Source organism: Nitriliruptor alkaliphilus DSM 45188, from assembly GCF_000969705.1.
Taxonomy (GTDB): Bacteria; Actinomycetota; Nitriliruptoria; order Nitriliruptorales; family Nitriliruptoraceae; genus Nitriliruptor; species Nitriliruptor alkaliphilus.
The window spans coordinates 2,098,338-2,118,459 of record NZ_KQ033901.1 but is presented as its reverse complement, the minus strand read 5'-3'; the positions used below and the strand labels follow the sequence as shown (position 1 = coordinate 2,118,459).

Genomic DNA, 20,122 nt, shown 5'->3' with positions numbered 1-20,122 from the left:
CAGGGCCCCCTCTGGACAGCGCCGCAGCTGCGACGGCAGCGAGGTTAGGCCGCCGGCGACGTCACGGGGCCGGGGGGCCCTTCGGGTCCTCACCCATCGTCGGGGGGCCGGGGTGCTCGTTCGGTGGCGCGGAGGTACGGGTCAGCCCGTCGGCACCGTCCTCGGTCGAGCCCTTCGGCGCTGGGCCGCTGGCGTGCGGCGGATCCTTGCGCAGGCGCGGGACCAGCAGGAAGGCGGCGGCGACCACGAGGACCGCCAGAGCGAGGAGCCAGAGGCCTACCACGTCGTCTCTCGTGTCGGGGGAATTTCCACCGTGCCAGGCCCACGCGGTGACCACCCCGTCCGGACGGCGAGGGCCGAGCGCGGCCAGCCAGGACGGACCAGGACGGGTGGCCGAGCGGACGCTTCACGCGGCGGCCCGTCAACCGAGGTCCCGCGGGCCGCGCGACCGGCGGAGAACCTCCGACCGCGGTCGTAGACCGCTGCTAGCGTCGTCTGATCGCCCCACCCCGGGAGAGCCACGTGACCCAGCCGCTCGTCGCCGTCGAAGGTGTCGATAAGTGGTTCGGTGACCTGCACGTGCTGCAGGACATCAACCTCGCCGTCGCTCCCCAGGAGGTCGTCGTCGTGATCGGCCCGTCGGGGTCGGGCAAGTCGACGCTGTGTCGCACCATCAACCGGCTCGAGCCCGTCGACAAGGGCCGCATCCTGATCGACGGCCAGCCGCTGCCCGAGGAAGGCAAGGCGCTCGCCCAGCTCCGGGCCGACGTCGGCATGGTCTTCCAGTCCTTCAACCTCTTCGCCCACAAGTCGATCCTCGAGAACGTCACCCTCGGCCCCATCAAGGTCCGCGGCATGAGCAAGACCGCTGCCAAGGACCGGGCGATGGAGCTGCTCGAGCGGGTCGGCATCGCCAACCAGTCGGACAAGATGCCGGCCCAGCTGTCGGGTGGCCAGCAGCAGCGGGTCGCCATCGCGCGGGCGTTGGCGATGAACCCGAAGGTGATGCTCTTCGACGAGCCCACCTCCGCGCTCGACCCCGAGATGATCTCCGAGGTCCTCGACGTGATGCTCGAGCTGGCTTCCGAGGGCACGACGATGATCGTGGTCACCCACGAGATGGGCTTCGCCAAGTCCGCCGCGCAGCGCGTGGTGTTCATGGACGAGGGCCGCATCGTCGAGGTCGCGCCGCCGGAGCAGTTCTTCAACGATCCGCAGACCGACCGCGCCAAGGACTTCCTGTCGAAGATCCTGGCCCACTAGCTGTCAGCACCGCGGTGGCCCGTAGGGCTGTCGCAGACCCCGCATCCACGGAACGGAAGGGATCGAAGATGCGCACCAACTCCAAGACCTGGCGTCTCCTCGCCAGCACCGCCGCGCTCGCGCTGGTCGCCACCGCCTGCAACGGTGACGACGACGGCGACGCCGAGACCTCCGCTCCGGCCGAGGCACCGGAGTTCGAAGAGGGCTCCACGATGGCCCAGATCCAGGAGTCCGGCACCCTGCGGGTCGGCGTCAAGTACGACCAGCCCCTGTTCGGCGTGAACACGCCTGGCGGCGTCGAGGGCTTCGACGCCGAGATCGCCCGCCTGATCGCCGAGGGCATCTGGGGTGAGGGCGGCGCCGACAACGTCGAGTTCTCCGAGGCCGTCTCGGCCGTCCGCGAGGAGATCCTCCAGCAGGACCAGGTCGACATCGTCGTGTCCACCTACACCATCAACGACGACCGCAAGCAGCTGGTCGGGTTCGCCGGTCCGTACTACGTGGCCGGTCAGGACATCATGGTCGAGGAGGGCAACCCCGAGGGCATCGAGGGCATCGACGACCTCAACGGGCAGCCGGTCTGTTCGGTCGAAGGGTCGACCTCCATCGAGAACCTGCGCGAGATGGCGCCCGAAGCTGACGTCCTGTCGCTCGACACCTACTCGGCCTGCGCTGAGGAGCTGTCGCAGGGCAACGTGACCGCGGTCACCACCGACAACGTCATCCTCATCGGCCTGATCGACGAGCGCGGCGAGTTCGAGCTGGTCGACAACCCGTTCACCGACGAGCCCTACGGCATCGGCGTCCAGCTCGAGGCCGACGACCTTCGCGACTGGATCAACGACCGCCTCGAGGAGATCTACGAGTCGGGCGAGTGGGAGCAGGCGTGGATGGACACCGCCGGCACCGTGACGGGTTCGGCCCCCGAGCCGCCCGCGGTCGACCGCTACGAGCGCTGACCGAGTAACCGCCGAGACCCGGGCGCGGCCGTGAGCGCCGCGCCCGGGAGGCGTGAGAGGAGGTGACGTGGAGGTCTACCGCCAGATCTTCTCCGACCTGCACCTCGACCTGCTGGTCGAGGGCACGCGGGTCACCCTCACCATGGCCGTGCTCGGCTACCTGCTCGCCTTCGTGGCGGGCAACCTCATCGCCGCGTGCCGGGTGTCCCCGGTCCCGATCCTCCAGCGCACCGCCATCATCTACGTCTCCATCTTCCGCAACACCCCATTGATCGTGCTGGCGTTCCTGGTCTGGTACGGCGGCGGCCGGGTGGGCTGGCCGTTCCCACGGCTGACCACCGCGATCGTCGTCCTCGGCCTCTACACCGGGGCGTACATCGCCGAGTCCCTGCGGTCGGGCATCAACGCGGTCCCCCACGGCCAGGCCGAGGCGGCCCGGGCGATCGGCCTGCCCTTCACCGGTGTGGTCGGCCGCATCGTGCTGCCCCAGGCCATCCGGACCGTCATCCCGCCGCTCGGCAACCTCTGGATCGCCAACCTCAAGAACACCTCGGTGTTCCTGGTCATCGGCATCGACGAGCTCACACGCGCCGGCCGCCGGATCGGCAACGACCTCACGGCCTACACCAACGCCTTCATCGTCGTGGCGATCATCTACCTCGTCCTGGTCTACGGCTCCGCGCAGATCATCAAGCTGCTCGAGCGCCGCCTGGAGATCGTGCGATGAGCGGCGCCGGAGGCGGCCTGTGCCGTTCCGAGCCGCCGCAGGCGATCTCGGAGGAGCTGTCATGAGCACCGTCCTGGTCGAGGAGCTCGGACCGCGCGGCAAGCGCCGCGTACGCACCGCGTCCATCATCTCGCTGGTGCTGCTCGCGGTCCTGATCGGCTTCATCCTCCGCCAGCTGTACGTCGGAGGACAGTTCGAGGCCCGCCTGTGGGCCCAGTTCGTCGACTTCGAGACCGGCTGGCCGCAGTTCCTGATCACCGGCCTGTGGGGCACCTTCCGTGCCGCCATCGGGGCCATCGTCATCGCCCTCGTCCTCGGCCTCGCCCTCGCCCTCGGTCGGCTGTCGCGTCTCACCCCGCTGCGGGTCGTCTGCGGCGTCGTCATCGACGTCTTCCGCGGGCCGCCGGTCCTGCTGATGATCTTCTTCGCCTACTACGCGCTCCCCCAGATCCTGCCCGGCGGGCTCGGGACCACCATCTCGCGCAACCCGCTGATCGCGCTGGTCATCGGTCTGGCCGCCTACAACACCGCCGTCCTCGCCGAGATCTTCCGCGCCGGGATCTTGTCCCTCGATCGCGGCCAGTCCGAGGCCGCCTACACCGTCGGGATGACCCACAGCAAGGCCATGCGGCTGGTGATCCTGCCCCAGGCGTTGCGTCGCATGATCCCCGCGATCGTCGCCCAGCTGGCCACGCTCACCAAGGACACCGCGCTCGGCTACATCATCACTGTCACCGACGACCTGATGGGCCGGGGGCGGTCGTTCGTGCAGGGCTCACCGATCAACGACCTCCAGACCTGGTTCGTGGTGGGCATCCTGTACTTCATCATCGTCTGGATGCTGACGCGTCTGGCTCGACGCCTCGAGGTCCAGCAACGGCGCAAGCTCGGTGCCGGTGCGATCGCGGTCGGTGGCGAGGCCGATCTCGACGCGCTCGCCGAGGAGGTCGAAGCCGACGAGCCCGAGCTCCACCAAGGCGGGACCGGGGGGGCCGTCGACGAGGCCGGAGCCGGTGCCCCCAGGGTCTGACGCCGATCGCCACCGCCTGAGGTCTCAGCCGTCCCGTAGGGCGTCCAGGACGTCCGCTGCGGTCTCCTCACCGCTGCGTACGGCACCCTCGAGGTAGCCGGTCCACGCGGTGGCGTGCTCGGTGCCGGCCCAGTGCAGGCGGCCGACGGGGCGCCGCAGCGCGGGGCCGAGCTGGGTCCACACCCCCGGCGGCAGGTGGCCGCCGTAGCAACCACGCGAGTACGGCTCGGTGGTCCAGTCGCGTTCGACCACCGCGACCGGGTGTGCCGCAGCGGGACCGATCATCTCGGCGAGGCGAGCCGCCACCGCCGCGTGCCGCTCCTCGGCCGGACGCGGCCCCCAGTGCAGCGCGTCGGCGCCCTCGATGAAGGCGAGCAGGACGCCGCACGACCCGTCCGGCGGCGAGTTGTCGAACACCACCTGCGTGACGGGGCCGTCCGAGAGGGCCTGACCGGACAGCCCGTCCTCGCGCCACCACGGCCGGTCGTAGACCAGGTGCAGCTTGATGACCGCGCCCATCGGCACCCGTTGGGTCAACAGGTCACGGTCGGCCGGGAGCGCCGGGTGGTAGGCGATGCGGCCGGCCAGCGTCGGCGGCAGGGCGACCACCACGCGGCGGCCTCGCACGCGGTCCCCGTCCGCGAGTTCCACGTCCACGCCGCGGTCGCCGGTGTGGATCGCCCGCACGGGCGCGCCGAGCCGCACCGCGGGGTCGAGCCCCTCCGCCAGGCGCTCGGCGATCCGTGCCGTTCCGCCGACGACCCGGTCCTGCTGCGCGCCGCCGGTGGTGTCGATCAGCGTCTCGACCGAGCCAGCCTGCCGGACGTAGGTCAGCACGTGCAGCAGCGACAGGTTCGCGGGCTCGGTGGCGAAGATCGCCCGGGTCAGGAGCCGCCAGAACGTGCGCGCGCCACGGGTGGGGTGCCGGGCGATCCAGGTCTCGAAGGTCCGCGCGTCGAGGTGCTGGGCGTGCTTCGTGGTCCACGGCGCGGCCGGATCGATCCGCTGCGCCTGCCGGTGCAGGCGGGACACGGACGAGGCGAGGTCGGCGAGCGCGAACCCTCCGAGCGGCGGGGTGTCCCCCGAGTACGTCCGGCGGTCCTGGCCGAGGTCGAGGACGTGCTCGCCGTGGTCGTAGGTCGGGAAGGTGGTGAGGCCGAGCTCGTCCAGCAGGGCGTACATGCGGGTCTGGCCGGGCCCGATCCACTGGCCGCCGAGCTCGATCGCCTGCCCGTCCGGCAACCGTCCGTGCTCGGTCCGCCCCCCGACGCGGTCCCGCGCCTCCAGCACCTGGACGCCCACCCCGGCCTCGGCGAGCCGCTGGGCGCAGACCAGCCCGGCCACGCCCGCGCCGACGATCACGACATCGTTGCCCACCGGTGCCTCCCTGGTCGCCGGCAACGTAGAGGCCAGATCCAGCGGGGCCGCACCGGCAGCCCGCGGGGCGTGGGAGGGTACGGGCCGGTTGGCTCGACCACCGAGCCGCGACTGGCGTAACGTGACGATGCCCGCGGACGTGGCGCAACGGCGACGCAAGGGCCTTAAAAGCCCCGGGGCTTCGGCCCGGTGTGGGTTCGAATCCCACCGTCCGCACGACCGTCCCGACACGACACCGAGCACGGGGGTACCGCGTGACACGACCGATGTGGGTGGACGAACCGGTACGCGTGACCGCGCCGGACCCCGATCTGCTGCTCGAGGCCGACCGGCTCCGGCGCGAGGTCGACCTGCTGCTGAAGACGCGTCTCGCCCGGCCGGTCGAGCACGTGGGATCCACCGCGGTCCCCGGGTTGCCGAGCAAGCCGACGGTGGACCTGCTCGGGGCGGTCCACGACCTCGACACCGCCGATGCGGCCGCCTCTGCCTTGATCGCCGCGGGGTGGGAGCTGATCCCGCCCGAGGTCGACTACCGGCCGTGGCGCCGGTTCTGGGTCCTGCCCGACGGCGACCACCGTCGCGCGCACCTCTACCTCATCGCGGCCGACCACCCGCGGGTCGACGACCTGGTCCGGTTCCGCGACCACCTCCGGTCCGACCGACGGACGGCTGCCGCCTACGGCGCCCTCAAGCACCGCCTCGCACGCCAGCACGTCCTCGACCGGGACGCCTACACCCGCGCGAAGATGAGCTTCATCGACGAGGTCCTCGACGGCCTGGGCGACCGGTGAGCACCGCCACGCCGATCCTGCACCTCGCCACCGAGGCCGACTGGGCTGCCGCGGACATCGCGTACACCCCGTCCGGTCTCGCCGAGGACGGCTTCGTGCACTGCTCGGCGCCGCACCAGATCGCCACCGTCGCCGAGGCTCGTTTCGCCGGACGCACCGACCTGGTCCTGCTCACGATCGACCCGAACCTCCTGACCGCGCCGGTGGTGTGGGAGGACCTCGCCGGCGAGGGCGAGGACTTCCCCCACGTGTACGGGCCGATCGAGCGGGCCGCCGTGCTCGAGGTCCGGCCCTACCGCCCCGGACCCGACGGGCACTTCCCCCGCCCGCTGTAGCGCACGGTCAGGCCCCTCGGGAGGGCTCGGGCCGGGCGGTCGCCTCGGGCGGCACCTCGCCCTGGTCGGGCGTGCCGGCGTCGGTCGCCCGCTCGGCCGCGGTCAGCCGCACCAGCGGACCGGCCGCGAAGACGCGCGGCGCATCAGCCCCGACCGCGCGCCACGCGGCCGGCGGGATCCCGAGGTCCGCGACGTACAGATCACCCACGTACGGCGCCACGATCGCAGGCGTCAGCCCGACCGTCGGCGCGCCGAACGCCACCGTCACATCCGCGGTCACGCACGCGCCGCGCAGACCCACGTCCGCTCCGAGCCCGGACGGCAGATCCAGGGCCACGACGGGGACGTCGTGACGTCGCAACCAGGAGGCGACCCGCTCCGGCAGGTCACGCAGCGGCGGCTCCCCGCCGATGCCGAGCAGCGCATCCAGGACCACCTCGCCGGGTGGATGGTCGTCCCCCAGCTCACCGGCATCGACCACCGTCACCGACACCTCGGCGTCCTGCAGGACCCGGACGGCGTCCGGCGACCTCGGCGGCCCGACCAGCAGCACCTCGACGTCGGCACCCGCGCTGTCGAGCAGTCGCGCCGCCACCAGACCGGCCCACCCGTTCGACGACGGGCCGGCCAGGATCGTCACCGTCCGGTCCTCGAGCGACCCGTCGACCATGCGGCGGACCGCGTGCGCAACTGCACGTCCCGCCTGCTCAGCACGTGCCGCAGCATCCACCCCTCGTTCGTCGAGCCACCCACGGACCGCTCGCGCCTGCGCCTGGGTGACGTGCGGGACCTGCGACTGCGCGACCGCCGGCAGGTCGCCCTCGAGGCGGGCGCGCCGCTCCCAGGCCGGCACGTGCTCCCACGGTCGGACCGCCAGGTCGTCACCGAGGTCCGCGGGCTGCATCCCGTCGTCCCACCCCGGGACGGCCGTGTCGAGCAACAGCCCCATGACGACCGCCGTCGCACCCCAGAGCAGATCGTCGTCGAGCTGCCACGCCCACGCCGACCCCTCCAGCGACAGGGGCGTGTGACGCAGACGGTCGCGTTCGAGCAGCTGGGTCAGCGGCACCTGCAGGACCGCGTCGACCTCCCACGGGTTCTCCACCAGCTCATGGGGATCGCGCCACCGGGCGAGGACCGGCACGACCCAGAACCGGGACGGCGGGATGTAGAACTTGGGTCCGGCGCCGACCACCTCGACCGACTCGGGCCGCAGCGCCACCTCCTCCTCGGCCTCGCGGACCGCGGCCTGCTCGATGGTCTCACCGGCATCCAGCCGGCCCCCCGGGAACGACAGCTGTCCTGGGTGGGAGCGCATGTCCCGGCGCCGCCGTGTGAGGACCACCGACGGGCCCTCGGCGGTGTCCTCGAGCAGGACCAGCACCGCCCCGACGCGCGCTTCGGGCGGCGGACGGGTCGCCTCGACCGGCACGCCCTCCAACGCCGAGGTCAGGGTGGGCCAGAAGACCTCCGGATCGAGTCGCTGGTCCACCACGTCTCCTCGTCACCCGGACGTGCACCGTCCGACCGCCCGCGACGCTACTCGCGGCGAGCCCTCAACCGGCGAGCGACCGCGCCAGGCCGTCGAGCCCGTCGGCTTCGCTGACCACCAGTTCCGGGAGCCCGTAGCGGGTGACGATGGCGGCCAGCACCACCGCCCCACCGTGCAGCACGTCCTCGCGGCCCGGCTGGACGGGTCCGAGCGCGGCACGCTCAGCCGCGGTGCGGGCCACGAGGTCACCGGTGAGGGCGACGAGGTCCGGCGCCGGGATCGCGGCGCCGTGGATGGCCTCCTCGCGGTAGGCGTCCAGGCCGAGGTGCAACGCCGCGAGGGTCGTCGAGGTCCCGGCCACACCGATCAGGGATGCGACCTCGTGCAGGGACGCACCCTCGGCCCCGAGGGTCCGATCGGCCTCGTCGAGCCGGGCGTGCACGTACACCTCGGCCGCCCGCAGCTCGTCGGTCGTGGGCGGGTCGCCGTGGAGGAAACGTTCGGTCAGGCGCACGCACCCGAGCTGGAGCGACACCGAGCCGACCACCTCACCGTCCGCGTCCCCGACCACCAGTTCGGTCGAGCCACCTCCGAGGTCCACGACCGCGGTCGGTGTGGCCACCTCGACGGCCCCGGCGGCCCCCGCGAACGCCAGCGCCGCCTCCTCCTGCCCGGTCAGCACCTCGGCGTCGACGCCGGCGACCCGCCGCACCCCGGCGAAGAAGTCGTCCCGGTTGGTGGCGTCGCGGATCGCCGACGTCGACGCGATGCGGACGGCGTCCTCGACGCCGTGGTCGCGCCAGATCTCGGCGTACCGGGCGATCGCGTCGATCGTCCGCTCGAGCGCCTCGGGGTGCAGACGGCCCGTCGCGTCGACGCCCTGGCCGAGCCGGGTGATGGTCAGTTCACGCAGGACGCGGTCGCCGTCGCCGTCGACCACCAGCAGCCGTACCGAGTTGGTGCCGACGTCGACGGCCGCCCGGGGCCCGCTCACGCCGGCTCCTGGTCGATCGCGTCCACGTCGACGCACGGTCCGGCGCACGGCACCGGACTGGCGGCGTCGATCGTCCACGCCCCGACGACGTTGTCGCCGGTGGCGAGGTGGTGGGCGGCGTGCACGTGAAGGCACTTGATGTACCCGGGCATCCCCCCGGCCCCCGGGTCGCCCGGCATCGGGCCCCCGAGGTCGTCACGGAACGCCACGTACCGCTCGTGCGCGGCCGCGTACGCCGCACCGAAGGCCGGTTCGCTCTCGAGCCGGTCGTTGAGCCCCACCATCGCCTGATCGGCCTCGAGGGTCCCGACGCGGCTGCGCAGCGCCGGGCAGGCGAGCCAGAAGGTGGTCGGGAACGGCGTGCCGTCCTCGAGGTGCGGGTCGACCCGCACGACGGTCGGTAGCCCCCATCGGCAGCGGTGGACGACCGCGGGTGCACCGCGGGCCGGGCGACCGAGCTGGGCCGACACCACCGCCCGGCCGTGGTCGTCCACGGTGGCTGCGGCAGCGGCCTTCTCGTACGAGACGTCGGGGTCGCGGTGGACGGCGTCGCTCGCGCGGGGATCGTCCGGGTGCGGCACGAGTCCGGGCACGGCGGACCGGGCCACCGAGGACCGGCGGCCGGACGACGTTCGCCTTCCCGGACCCCGGGCGTCAGCGTCCGGGTTCGGGGCGTCCGTCACTCGATGCGACCGCGCTTCTGCCGGCGCGCCTCACCCTGGATCATCTGCGACTTGTGCATGAAGCGGCGCAGACGCTTGTTGAAGTCCTTGTCGAGCTTGGACCGCAGGTTGACGGACTCCTCCTCCTGCCAGTCCGGATCCGCTCGCTTGATGGAGAGGTCGACCTTGCCGTCCTCCTTGACGTCGAGGATCTTGACCTCGACCTCGTCCCCCTCGGCGAGCTCGGCGTAGATGTTCTCGATGAACTCCGTGGAGACCTCCGAGACGTGCACCAGTCCGGTGACGGCGCCGCCGTCCTCGGTGGTCACCTCCACGAACGCGCCGTACTCCTCGAGTCGGACGACCTTGCCCTTGACGATCTGTCCCTGCAGTGCGATCAACTCCCTGTGGGCCGTCGGGGGTGCGCGCGCAGCACCGTGAGACCCGGTCGTGGCCACCGAGCGGTGACCGAACGTGCGGTAGGCCCACCTGGGCGGGAGCGAAGGCGGGGCGCGCGGAACCGGTCCGCGGACCGGCGGTAGAACTGCACCACGGTACGGAGCCGGCCCCCAGACAGCAAGACCGCCGCCGAGGAGTCGCCCACGACGGTGGCCGGACGCACGGCCCGATCGGCTGTCGCGGTCCCGCTCGGGCCCCAGGCTCACGGCCCCTCCGTCGTGGGGCACCATGCTCGAACGAGACCGGCGGGTCACCTCGCTGCAGCCGCGCAGGCGTCTGCGCGCGCTGCTCGGCGCACGTGCCCCCATGACGGGGTCGCTCGCGCGCGCCTTCGTCCGGCTCGCGGCGCGCGGCGCGGGCGGCGCCGTGGTCGGCGTGCTCGTCGCCAGCGGTGCACTCGCCCTGGACGCCGCGATCGGCTGGTCGCTGCCGTTCGCCCCGACGCGGGTCCGGAGCCTCGTGATCACCCTCACCGGAGCGTCCCTGACGATCGCGGTGTTCGCCCTCTGGATGCGTTCGATCGTCGTGGGGCTCGTCGCCGGTGTCTTCCACGCTCGGACGCTGTCCTCGTTCCTCGACGACGGCTTCCAACACGCGATCGCCGGCTGGATGATCGGTGCGTTCAGCCTCCTCGTCACCGTCGCCATCGCCTCACCGGCCGCCGACGATGGCGGCGTGCCCCCCGTCGCGACCGTGCTCGCCCTCGCGACGGTCGTCGTCGCGCTGCTCGGCATCCTCCTGGCCGTCCGGCACGCGTCGCTGCGCCTCGACACCTCGGACCTCATCCACCAGCTCGCCGATCGTGGCCTGCGCACCCTGGAGGAGACCACCCGGCTCGCCGACGACCCGCCGTCGAGCCGGCCCCACGAGCCCGTGCGTGCCATCGACGCCGAGACCCTCGGCTGGGTCAGGCGGGTCGACCGCCCGGGGATCGTCGCGCTCCTGCCGCCCGACGCAGGCGCCGAGCTCCTGGTGACCCCCGGCACGTTCGTCGCTCCGGGTCAGACGCTGCTGACCGTCGACGCACCGGTCGAGGAGACCACCGCCGAGAAGCTCCGCGCTGCGATCGAGGTCGGCCGGGTGCGTGACCCCGAGAGCGACCTCGCGTTCTCGATCGACGAGCTGACCGATGTCGTCCAGCACGCCGCCGGACCGGGCGCCGACGTGGCGACCGCACGAGAGGCGCTGCACTACCTCGACGCGTTGCTCGGCCGGCTCGTCCAGCGTGGCCTGCCGACGGGCCACGTGCGCGACGGCGACCGGAGCCTGACGGCCGTCGTCCAGCCCACCGTGGCCGACCATGTCGGCCGGGCCGCCGAACGCTTGCGCGGCCAGGTCGTCGCCGATCCCGCGACGGCACGCGCCATCGAGACCTTGCTGCGACGCCTCACCGAACGCGCGCAGGAGGTCGGCGACGACGCGACGGTCCGTGCGATCCGGGGATCGGGCGCGACGCGATCAGCGAACGACGAGCACCGAGCCCGTCTGCCGAGTCGATGAGCATCCCGGTCACCGGTCGGCCACCGCCGACCGGCGGGTACCCCGACGTGCTGACCTTGACGACCCCCCGGTGCGGCCCGCCCATCCGTCCACCGCAAGGGCCGAGGACACGGTCGGTGGGTCGGCCCGGACCGGTGGCAACGAGCCTCGCGGTGCGGTGTGCTGGGGTGGCGAGGCACGACCCCGCAGACACCGAGGAGTCACGCCGTGGCCAAGCAGCACACCGTCCGAGCACTGGTCCCAGCGGCGGACGCGGACACCCTCCGGCGCGAGCTCGAGGAGCTGTCCGGGGCGGGCGTCCTGCGTGTCGACAGCCGGACACCTCCGCCCGCCACGTACCGCGACGAGGAGGCCGACCGGCACTTCCACCACGTGTGGCGCGCGAGCTCGGGCCTGCTCGTGGTGACCGCGCTGCTCGGCGCGCTGGTCGGTGTCGCGGTGGCCTTCGCGGTGCCCGGTCTCCGCGAGTTCCTGCCGTGGACCGCCCTGTTGCTCGGCTTCGGGTTCGGGTGGGGTGGGGCTGCGTTCGGGTGGGCCCGGGGTGCACAGCTCGCCAAGCGCGAGGACCCGCTGCCCGACGAGGTCATCGACATCACGGGTTGCGAGGGACACGACCTGCGCCTGCTGACCATCGAGGTCCAGCAGGACCGCGAGAAGGTCGCCGAGCACCTCGAGTCGCGCGGCGCGACGCTGCTCGACTCGCGCCACCCGATCGTGGGCGACGCCGGCTCGCTCGCGCGGCCGTCCGACACCGGCACCCCGGTCGTCCCCGAGGGTCAGCGCACCGGCCGCGACGGCCACGGCGGACGCGTCACCAGGGGTCGGGGGTCCGACCAGCACTGAGCCTCCGGCGCGGCAGACGGCATGCGCGGTGCGCGGGACGCCACCTGCGCTCCCACGAGAAGCCGTTGCGGACGGTGTGACGTTTGGCGTTCAGTTGTCACGCGCCTCGGCAAGACGGCGCACGCCGACCGCAGGGAGCCTTCCGTGGAGACCCACACCTACGCCGTTCCCGTCGAGGCCACGGGGTGGCAGATCCCGGGGGTGGCATCGACTGTGGCGTTCACCTGGGACTACCAGGCGGGCCGCGAGCGCATGCTGAACCTGTACCAGAAGGGCAAGGACAAGCAGTGGGATGCGGTGCACCGCATCGACTGGTCCCACGACCCCGACCCGACCGATCAGAGCGTGGCCCCCGACGAGATCGTGCCGATCTTCGGTTCGGCCACCTGGGAGAAGCTCTCGCGCGCCGAGAAGGACGAGGTCCGACACCACTACATGGCGTGGACCAACTCGCAGTTCCTGCACGGTGAGCAGGGGGCGCTGGTGTGCTCGGCCAAGATCGTCGGAACCGTGCCCGACATCGACAGCAAGTTCTACGCCGCGACCCAGACCATGGACGAGGCGCGGCACGTGGAGACCTACTCGCGCTTCCTGCACGACAAGCTCCAGCTCGCCTACCCCATCAACGACTCGCTCAAGAGCCTGCTCGACCAGACCATCACCGACGGCCGGTGGGACTTCACCTACCTCGGGATGCAGGTGATGATCGAGGGGGTGGCCCTCGCGGCGTTCTCGATGATCCGTGACTTCACCGGCGATCCATTGGCCAAGTCCATCAACGCCTACGTCATGCAGGACGAGGCTCGCCACATCGCGTTCGGGCGACTGGCGCTGAAGGACGCGTACGCCGAGCTCACCGAGGCCGAACGAGCCGAGCGCGAGGAGTTCGTCGTCGAGGCCTCCTACCTGCTGCGCGACCGCTTCCTGGCCCGCGAGGTGTGGGAGACGCTCGGCTACGACGCCGACGAGCTCACCGCGTACGTCGACCGCCACCAGATGATGACCGAGTTCCGCAAGGCCCTGTTCAGCCGCGTGGTACCGACGGTCAAGGACATCGGGCTGTGGGGTGACAACGTCCAGCGCGCCTACGAGGACATGGGCGTGCTGCAGTTCCAGGACCTCGACGTCGAGGAGCTGTCGGAGGGTGACGAGCGCATCGCCGAGGAGGTCGAGGCGCTCATCGCCGCCCGCGGGGAAGGCCGGGACACCCCGAGCGACGGCTCACGGGGCGCCGAGATCGCCGCCACGATCGCCGCCGCGGACTAGCCGCCGCAGCGCCCCGGGGCCCGGGCGTGATGCGCCGATGGCCGGTGCGGCGCCTCCTGAGCCGAGACCGCCAGCACGGGGCCGGTCAGGTCCCTCGGCGGTCTCCGCTGCGGGGATCGGCTGGCGGATGCCGACGGGCGGCGACGACCTCATCCTCGATCCGTTCAACGGCTGAGATCAACCGCCAGAGCAGCGCGACGATGGCGACGCCGAACACGACCAGCGCGATCTCCATGCGACCCTCCCGCTCGCGCATCCAGAGAGCACGCTACTCGCGCTCGCTGACGAGGGACGGGGCGAGGCCTCGAGCGGTTCGGTCGGACCCCTTCATCGGACCCGCGCGCACGACCGCCACCGTTGGCTATCATCCTGATATCACTGGAGGGAAGTGATGGGCGATCTGCTGATCCGCGGGATCTCACCCGAGACGCACGACGAGCTGAAGCGGCGCGCGCATGAGGCTGGCGTCAGCCTTCAGAGCTACGTCGCACGCCTCCTCGAACGCTCGACAGCGGTCCCTCCGCTGTCCGACTGGCTCACCCAGCTCGATGAGCTGCCACGGCACCGGGACATCTCGGGGGCCGCCGCGATCCGCGACGCCCGCGATGAGCTTCCGTGATCTACGTCATGGATGCGACCGCGGTCATCGACCTTCTCGTTCGCAGTGATGCCGGGGAACGCGTCCGGCACAGGCTGGTCGCCGACACCGACGCGACGTTGCTCTCCGTGGCACATCTGGATGCCGAGGCCTTCTCGGGCTTGGCACGGCTCCAGCGCGCGGGAGAGCTCACGACCGCCGAAGTCGGCGAGCTGTTGTCACGCCTCGCACAGCTCGACGTCCGGCGTGTCCCGATCAGCGGCGCGATGCTGGACGCTGCGTGGCGGATGCGGGACAACATCGCTGCGCGGGATGCCCTGTACGTGGCGGCCGCCCGCCATCTGGGTTCCGCGTTGCTCACAACCGATGAACGCCTCGCCCGAGCAGTCCCGGACCTCGCGGTCCAGCTCGCCGGGTAGTGGCGCAACCCGACCCCGGCGGGGTCCTGCGCCCAGCACCTGAAGCCTACGGGCGTGGTGGCCAGGTCGCGGCAGCGGGCGCTGACGAGCCCAGCGGGTGACGAGGCGCACATCGAGGTGCTCGTGGCCCCCGCTGCACGGGTGGTCTCCCACTGGAGCGATGCCGCGGCATCGCACAGGAACCCAGGCCTACCGACGTACCCAGCACCGCCGCAACCCCCTGGCGGATCCGGGCGTTGCACCAAGAACTGGGCTCCAGCCCAGAGAACGGTCACGGCGGCACGCACGATGCGCTCCGACCCACCAGAACCTGGGCTCCAGCCCAGTTCCTGGGACCGGGCGTGCCGAAGGACGCACCGTCGCGCACGTCGCCACCCCTATCCGCAGCCGGCGCACCTCGGCGCTCCGAGCGTCGCGTGACGGTTCCTGGCTGCTGGGCGCCAGCAACTGTCGCCGACGCTGGCGAAGCACGCCGTGCTTGTGGCAGTTCCTGGCTGTCAGGCGCCAGGAACTGCCCTTCGTGACGGCTCAGCGGAGGCGCTGCGGCACCGCGGCAAGGTGGGCACAGCCGCCGCATCCGCACGCTTCGACGGGTCGGCGCGGGAGCGCCGAGGAGTCAGAACCAGGAGCGGACGGTGTCCCAGGCGCGGGCGTACCACGGGGGTGCGGCCGCCTCGGCCTCGCCGCCGCGGGGGGCGGAGATGACCGGGCGGTCGACCTGCGGCGGCACGAGGGTGTAGGCGACCTCGCCGGGCCGGATCATGCCCTGCTGCTCGCGGGCGAGCAGTTCGAGGTTGGCCGGGTCCTCGAGGTGTTCGACGCGACGTTCGAGGCGAGCGATCTCCTCGTCGAGCGTGTCGGCGGTGCTGCGGGTCGCCTCGACCCGGGCCCGCCCATCGGCGTACCGCTCGAAGGGTCCCGACAGCATGACCACGGCGAGGCCCAGCGCGATCACCAGGACCACGAGGATCGGCCGTTCACCGGACCGCGCCTCGACCCAGGCGTTCCTGGCCGCCCGACCGATCCCGCGGAGGGCGCCGGTGAGCGCCAGGATCGGTGCGGGGGCGCGCCGCGACCGGCTCACCGACGGGGCGTCGGCGTGCGGCGCGCGGCGCGGGGCCCCGGTCACGTGCGTCGGAACCTGGCGAACGCGGTGTCGCCGCCGTAGCGGGCCGCGTCGCCGAGCTCCTCCTCGATGCGGAGCAGCTGGTTGTACTTGGCGACCCGGTCGGAGCGGGCCGGCGCGCCAGTCTTGATCTGGCCGGCGTTCACGGCCACCGCGATGTCGGCGATGGTGGCGTCCTCGGTCTCGCCCGACCGGTGGCTGATCATGGTGGTCCACCCGGCACGGTGGGCGAGCTGGACGGCCTCGAGGGTCTCGCTCAGCGATCCGATCTGGTTGACCTTCACCAGGACGCTGTTGGCGGCCTTCTCCTCGATGCCTCGCTGGACGAAGGCCGGGTTGGTCACGAGGAGGTCGTCGCCGACCAGCTGCACGCGGTCGCCGAGACGCTCGGTGAGCAGCTTCCACCCGTCCCAGTCACCCTCGTCGAGGCCGTCCTCGATGGACACGATCGGGTAGCGGTCCACGAGGTCGGCCCACAGGTCGACCATCTCCTCGCTGCTGAGGGTCCGACCCTCACCCTCGAGGTGGTAGGCACCGTCGCGGAACAGCTCGCTGGTGGCGGGGTCCATCGCGAGGGCTACGTCGCTACCGGGGGTGTAGCCGGCCGCCTCGATGGCCTCGACGAGCAGGTCGAGCGCGGCCGAGTTCGACGGCAGGTCGGGCGCGAACCCGCCCTCGTCACCGAGGCCGGTGGACAGGCCGCGGTCCACCATGACCTTCTTGAGCCGGTGGTAGACCTCGGTGCCGACGCGCAGGGCCTCGCTGAAAGTGGGTGCGCCGATGGGCGCGATCATGAACTCCTGGAAGTCCACGCTGGAGACCGCGTGACTGCCGCCGTTGATGACGTTCATCATCGGGACCGGCAGCAGGTGGGCGTTCGGTCCACCGAGGTAGGCGTACAGGGGCAGGCCGGTCGCCTGGGCGGCAGCCTTGGCCACTGCGAGCGACACGCCGAGGACGGCGTTGGCGCCGAGCGCGGCCTTGTTGTCGGTGCCGTCGAGGTCGATCATGAGCGCGTCGATGGCACGCTGCTCGGTCGCGTCGCGGCCGATCAGGGCCGGCGCGATGGTCTTGTGGACGTTGGCGACGGCCTGCTGGACGCCCTTGCCGAGGTAGCGATCACCTCCGTCACGCAGTTCGACAGCCTCGGACTCGCCGGTCGATGCGCCGGAGGGCACGGCGGCCCGCCCGAACGAGCCGTCGATGAGGCCGACCTCGACCTCGACGGTCGGGTTGCCGCGGCTGTCGAGGATCTCGCGGGCTCGCACGAGCTCGATGGTGGTCACGTCCACAGGGGTCACCTCACGGGGCAGGGCGAGCGCGCGCGACGGTACGGCACGCGCTCACCGTTGACAACGATGCAGGACCGCCGCAACATCGGCCACACGAGGCGACACGAGGCGACGGCAGGTTCGGTTCAGGGCAGCTGCCAGATGCGTCGGACGAGACCGGCGCCCACGGCACCGCCGAAGGCCGCCAGGGTGGCGTCACGCACCGGGCGTCGCCCGAGGGTGGCGCCGAGCGCGGCTCCGAGCAGCGCCGCACCGGCGACGACCGCGGCGTCGATGGGGAACGGGCGCTGGTCGACGATCGCGGCGGAACCCGTCGGGACGCCGGCGTCCCACCCCTCGAGCGGGTCGGGTCCACCACGGACCTCGTCCGGTTCGAGGTCGGGGGGGCGCACGGAGGATGCGAGCGGCAGCGGGAGTGGGTCGGGCACCGGCGTCTCCGCGGCGACGCCCGGCACGAGCGGGTCGACCGCGAGGGCTGGCGCCGCCACCGCCGCTGCACCGAACATGGCGGCAGTCAGCTCGACACCGCACTTGGGGCAGGGAGCGGGAGCATCGGCGAGACCGTCGACGAGGGCGCGCTTGAGGAAGCGGCCGCACTCGGGGCACTGCTCAGGTGGCACGGGGGTCGCTCCCGGGGTCGCCGGCGGTGGCTGGCGGCGAGCCTAGCCAGGCCACCCGCAGGCGACGCGGCGCTGTCAGGCGCCGCCATCCTTGACCTGCTGCCACAGCTCGAGCCAGTCGTCGCGACCGAGCGCGTCGACGTCGAGGTCGCGGCGCGCGGCCTCGTGCAGGACCAGCTCGAACCGGGTGCGAAAGGTGCGGGCCGCAGCGCGGGCAGCCGCGTCCGGATCGACGTCGAGCTGGCGGGCCAGCGCCACGACCGCGCCGAGCAGGTCCCCGACCTCGCCGGTGACCTCGTCGTGACCGGCACCCTGCTCGACGGCGGCCTCGATCTCGGCCAGCTCCTCGCGGATGTGCGCGGCCGGACCCGACAGGTCCGACCACCTGAAGCCGCGCTTGGCGGCCTTGCGCTGCAACGTCTCGAGCAGCACCAGACCCGGCAGCGCGTCCGGCACGCCGTCGAAGGGACCCTCGCGGGACTTCTCGTCCTGCTTGAGGCGGTCCCAGTTGGCCTGGACCTCGTCGGCCGTGGACGCGTCACCATCGGCGAAGACGTGGGGGTGGCGACGTTCGAGCTTGTCGGCGATGCCGCGGGCCACGTCGTCGATCGTGAAGGCGCGACGGTCGGCACCGACCTGCGCGTGGAAGACCACCTGGAGGAGCACGTCACCGAGCTCCTCGACCAGATCGACGTCCTGGCCGCTCTCGATGGCGTCGACCAGTTCGTAGGTCTCCTCGATCAGGTAGCGGACGAGCGAGGCGTGGTCCTGCTCGAGGTCCCACGGGCAGCCGGTCTCGGGGTGGCGCAGCTGGCGCATCACCTCAACGAGGCGCAGCACCTCGACGCCGGCCGGCTGCTGCGCCAGGAAGACCAGCTCGACCTCGACACCGGTGGGCTGCGCTGCCGATCCGACGGCGACGGGCAGCTGCCCGTCGTCGGGCCCGAGCAGGTAGACCACGCGCCCGGTGGCCTGGGCCTGCTGGATCAACGCCTTAGCGAGCTTGCGCTCGGTCGGGCCGCCCGGCCGGTTCAGGTCGAGGTCGCCGCGCTCGAGCTCGGCGGGTTCGAGGGCCACCAGGTCCAGGCCCGCGAAGTGCAGGTGCGGGGCGGACGGGTGCCGGTCGGGGTCGCGCAGCAGCACCCGGTCGGCGGTGCCGAGCGCGTCCCACGCCTGGAACGGCAGCAGGCCGGGCAGTCCCGCGTCGGTCTCGACGAGGACGACGGTGGCCGTGGCGTCGATCACTCCTGCTCGAGCTCCAGCTCGCCCTCGGGCAGTTCGGGCAGCTCGCCCTCGGCGGGCTGGTCGCGTCCCTCACCGACGGGCTCGCTGTCGTCCACGACCCGGCCGCTGGTGGCGTCCCAGGTCCCGAGGCCCGAGGCGACCTCGACCTCGGCGGTCGTGAACGCGTCCTCGAACAGGGCCATCAGCTCGGGGTCCTGCTCGGCCGCCTGCTGGAGCTGGGCGCGGATCTGCGGCTCGACCTCCTCGAACGGTGCCGGATCGACCTGCTCGAGCACCTCGATCACGTGGAAGCCGAACTGGGTCTCGACCGGGCCGATGAGCTCGTTGACCTCGGCGTCGGTGACCGCCTCCGCGAACTCGGGGACGTAGCGGCTCGGGGGCGAGACCCCGAGGTTGCCGCCATCCTGACCGGACCCGTCGAGCGACACGTCGGCGGCGACCTCGGCGAAGTCCTCGTCACCCTCGATGCGCGAGATGGCGTCGAGCGCCTCCTCCTCGGTCTCGACCAGGATGTGACGCGCGTCGACCTGCGGTTCGGCCTGCTCGTCGTAGGCGGCTCGGACGGCCTCGTCGGTGACCTCCTCGCTGTAGCGCTCGGTCAGCGCTTCACGACGGACGACGTCAGCGACGATCAGGTCGCGGTACTCCTCCTCGGTCAGCCCGATCGTCTCGAGGAAGGCGTTGAAGTCCGGGTCCTGCCCGGTCGCGGCAGCCTGCTCCTCGAACACCTCGATCTGTTCCTCGAACGCGGCGTCGATCTCCTCGTCGGTCACCTCGATGCCCTCGCGCTCGGCGAGGTCGGCGACGATCTCGATGCCGATGAGGGTCGAGAGCACGTTGCGCTGCACGTCGGCGGCCAGCTCGGCCCGCTCGTCGGCCTCGGTCGGGACACCGTCGCCGGCCATCTGCGACTCCACGATGCGCTCGAGCAGCTCGCGGGGGATGTCGGTGCCGTTGACGGTGGCAGCCCGGGTGCCGAGACCGCCCCCGTCGCCGCAGGCGGCGAGCAGGACGGCGGCGAGGAGGACCGCCAACGGGCGGAGGAGGGTGCGCACGGAAGAACTCCGAGGTGGACGGGACGCGGCGGACCGCCGCAGGAGAGGGTCGGGCGCGCAGGCCCGACC

The 20,122-nt window shown here is 72.2% G+C and carries 23 protein-coding genes and 1 tRNA gene; 12 read left to right on the top strand and 12 right to left on the bottom strand.

Annotated elements, in window-relative coordinates:
- Positions 1–61: 61 nt before the first annotated feature.
- Positions 62–283 (bottom strand): hypothetical protein, encoded by a 222-nt coding sequence (locus NITAL_RS09980; protein ID WP_052666104.1) that lies wholly within the window; start codon positions 281–283, stop codon positions 62–64.
- Between the two features lie 239 nt (positions 284–522).
- On the opposite strand from NITAL_RS09980, the gene NITAL_RS09975 reads away from it, so the two are divergent.
- From NITAL_RS09975 to NITAL_RS09960, 4 genes are all read left to right on the top strand, one after another.
- Positions 523–1,263, top strand: a complete 741-nt coding sequence (locus tag NITAL_RS09975) for an amino acid ABC transporter ATP-binding protein (RefSeq protein ID WP_052666103.1) — start codon at positions 523–525, stop codon at positions 1,261–1,263.
- Positions 1,264–1,331: 68 nt separating this feature from the next.
- The gene (locus tag NITAL_RS09970) at positions 1,332–2,222 is read left to right on the top strand and encodes a glutamate ABC transporter substrate-binding protein (RefSeq protein ID WP_052666102.1); all 891 of its coding nucleotides are present in this window, start codon (positions 1,332–1,334) and stop codon (positions 2,220–2,222) included.
- A gap of 67 nt (positions 2,223–2,289) precedes the next feature.
- Positions 2,290–2,949 (top strand): amino acid ABC transporter permease, encoded by a 660-nt coding sequence (locus NITAL_RS09965; RefSeq protein WP_052666101.1) that lies wholly within the window; start codon positions 2,290–2,292, stop codon positions 2,947–2,949.
- 61 nt (positions 2,950–3,010) lie between these two features.
- A complete protein-coding gene (locus tag NITAL_RS09960; protein WP_052666100.1) occupies positions 3,011–3,979 on the top strand; it encodes an amino acid ABC transporter permease in 969 nt (322 codons plus the stop codon).
- Between the two features lie 24 nt (positions 3,980–4,003).
- On the opposite strand, the gene NITAL_RS09955 is transcribed toward NITAL_RS09960, so the two are convergent.
- Complete coding sequence (locus tag NITAL_RS09955) at positions 4,004–5,356, bottom strand: flavin monoamine oxidase family protein (RefSeq protein ID WP_052666099.1); 1,353 nt, start codon at positions 5,354–5,356, stop codon at positions 4,004–4,006.
- Positions 5,357–5,489: 133 nt separating this feature from the next.
- Between NITAL_RS09955 and NITAL_RS09950 the strand changes: the two genes are divergently transcribed.
- From NITAL_RS09950 to NITAL_RS09940, 3 genes are all read left to right on the top strand, one after another.
- Positions 5,490–5,572 (top strand) — tRNA-Leu (locus NITAL_RS09950).
- 74 nt (positions 5,573–5,646) lie between these two features.
- Complete coding sequence (locus tag NITAL_RS09945; protein ID WP_169786806.1) at positions 5,647–6,147, top strand: GrpB family protein; 501 nt, start codon at positions 5,647–5,649, stop codon at positions 6,145–6,147.
- Positions 6,144–6,482 (top strand): DUF952 domain-containing protein, encoded by a 339-nt coding sequence (locus NITAL_RS09940; protein WP_052666097.1) that lies wholly within the window; start codon positions 6,144–6,146, stop codon positions 6,480–6,482. Before NITAL_RS09945 ends, NITAL_RS09940 begins: the two co-directional genes overlap by 4 nt.
- A gap of 7 nt (positions 6,483–6,489) precedes the next feature.
- On the opposite strand, the gene NITAL_RS09935 is transcribed toward NITAL_RS09940, so the two are convergent.
- The 4 genes from NITAL_RS09935 to NITAL_RS27985 form a co-directional block, all read right to left on the bottom strand.
- Positions 6,490–7,974 (bottom strand): NAD(P)H-hydrate epimerase, encoded by a 1,485-nt coding sequence (locus NITAL_RS09935; protein WP_052666096.1) that lies wholly within the window; start codon positions 7,972–7,974, stop codon positions 6,490–6,492.
- Positions 7,975–8,038: 64 nt separating this feature from the next.
- On the bottom strand, positions 8,039–8,968 hold the full coding sequence (locus tag NITAL_RS09930; protein WP_052666095.1) for a Ppx/GppA phosphatase family protein: 930 nt from the start codon (positions 8,966–8,968) through the stop codon (positions 8,039–8,041).
- On the bottom strand, positions 8,965–9,561 hold the full coding sequence (locus NITAL_RS09925; protein WP_169786805.1) for a DUF501 domain-containing protein: 597 nt from the start codon (positions 9,559–9,561) through the stop codon (positions 8,965–8,967). The genes NITAL_RS09930 and NITAL_RS09925 overlap by 4 nt, the downstream gene beginning before the upstream one ends.
- An 86-nt stretch (positions 9,562–9,647) precedes the next feature.
- Positions 9,648–10,031 carry a S1 RNA-binding domain-containing protein gene (locus tag NITAL_RS27985; RefSeq protein ID WP_052666094.1) on the bottom strand — a complete coding sequence of 128 codons (384 nt, stop codon included), beginning with the start codon at positions 10,029–10,031 and terminating at the stop codon, positions 9,648–9,650.
- Between the two features lie 286 nt (positions 10,032–10,317).
- On the opposite strand from NITAL_RS27985, the gene NITAL_RS09915 reads away from it, so the two are divergent.
- The 3 genes from NITAL_RS09915 to NITAL_RS09905 all read left to right on the top strand — a co-directional run bounded on the left by NITAL_RS09915 (position 10,318) and on the right by NITAL_RS09905 (position 13,698).
- Positions 10,318–11,589: a DUF2254 family protein gene (locus NITAL_RS09915; RefSeq protein WP_052666093.1), complete on the top strand. Its 1,272-nt coding sequence runs from the start codon at positions 10,318–10,320 to the stop codon at positions 11,587–11,589.
- Positions 11,590–11,796: 207 nt separating this feature from the next.
- Positions 11,797–12,432, top strand: coding sequence for a hypothetical protein (locus tag NITAL_RS09910; protein WP_052666092.1), 636 nt, complete (start codon positions 11,797–11,799; stop codon positions 12,430–12,432).
- 144 nt (positions 12,433–12,576) lie between these two features.
- Positions 12,577–13,698 (top strand): ferritin-like domain-containing protein, encoded by a 1,122-nt coding sequence (locus tag NITAL_RS09905; protein WP_052666091.1) that lies wholly within the window; start codon positions 12,577–12,579, stop codon positions 13,696–13,698.
- An 85-nt stretch (positions 13,699–13,783) separates the two neighbouring features.
- Here NITAL_RS09905 and NITAL_RS27195 read toward each other — a convergent pair whose 3' ends face one another.
- Positions 13,784–13,933: a hypothetical protein gene (locus NITAL_RS27195; RefSeq protein WP_157041742.1), complete on the bottom strand. Its 150-nt coding sequence runs from the start codon at positions 13,931–13,933 to the stop codon at positions 13,784–13,786.
- A gap of 156 nt (positions 13,934–14,089) precedes the next feature.
- Here NITAL_RS27195 and NITAL_RS09900 point away from each other — a divergent pair, with 156 nt between their 5' ends.
- Together NITAL_RS09900 and NITAL_RS09895 are read left to right on the top strand one after the other, a co-directional pair.
- A complete protein-coding gene (locus NITAL_RS09900) occupies positions 14,090–14,317 on the top strand; it encodes a FitA-like ribbon-helix-helix domain-containing protein (protein ID WP_052666090.1) in 228 nt (75 codons plus the stop codon).
- A complete protein-coding gene (locus NITAL_RS09895) occupies positions 14,314–14,715 on the top strand; it encodes a type II toxin-antitoxin system VapC family toxin (RefSeq protein WP_211262312.1) in 402 nt (133 codons plus the stop codon). Before NITAL_RS09900 ends, NITAL_RS09895 begins: the two co-directional genes overlap by 4 nt.
- 616 nt (positions 14,716–15,331) lie before the next feature.
- Here NITAL_RS09895 and NITAL_RS09890 read toward each other — a convergent pair.
- From NITAL_RS09890 to NITAL_RS26410, 5 genes are all read right to left on the bottom strand, one after another.
- Positions 15,332–15,844, bottom strand: coding sequence for an FtsB family cell division protein (locus tag NITAL_RS09890; protein WP_052666089.1), 513 nt, complete (start codon positions 15,842–15,844; stop codon positions 15,332–15,334).
- Entirely contained in the window at positions 15,841–17,127 is a 1,287-nt protein-coding gene (eno, locus tag NITAL_RS09885) for a phosphopyruvate hydratase (RefSeq protein WP_052669564.1), read from the bottom strand. The genes NITAL_RS09890 and eno overlap by 4 nt, the downstream gene beginning before the upstream one ends.
- Positions 17,128–17,258: 131 nt before the next feature.
- Positions 17,259–17,753 (bottom strand): hypothetical protein, encoded by a 495-nt coding sequence (locus NITAL_RS09880; protein WP_052666088.1) that lies wholly within the window; start codon positions 17,751–17,753, stop codon positions 17,259–17,261.
- A gap of 75 nt (positions 17,754–17,828) precedes the next feature.
- Positions 17,829–18,998, bottom strand: coding sequence for a nucleoside triphosphate pyrophosphohydrolase (mazG, locus tag NITAL_RS09875; protein ID WP_052666087.1), 1,170 nt, complete (start codon positions 18,996–18,998; stop codon positions 17,829–17,831).
- On the bottom strand, positions 18,995–20,053 hold the full coding sequence (locus NITAL_RS26410) for a peptidylprolyl isomerase (RefSeq protein ID WP_052666086.1): 1,059 nt from the start codon (positions 20,051–20,053) through the stop codon (positions 18,995–18,997). Before NITAL_RS26410 ends, mazG begins: the two co-directional genes overlap by 4 nt.
- Positions 20,054–20,122: the final 69 nt, after the last annotated feature.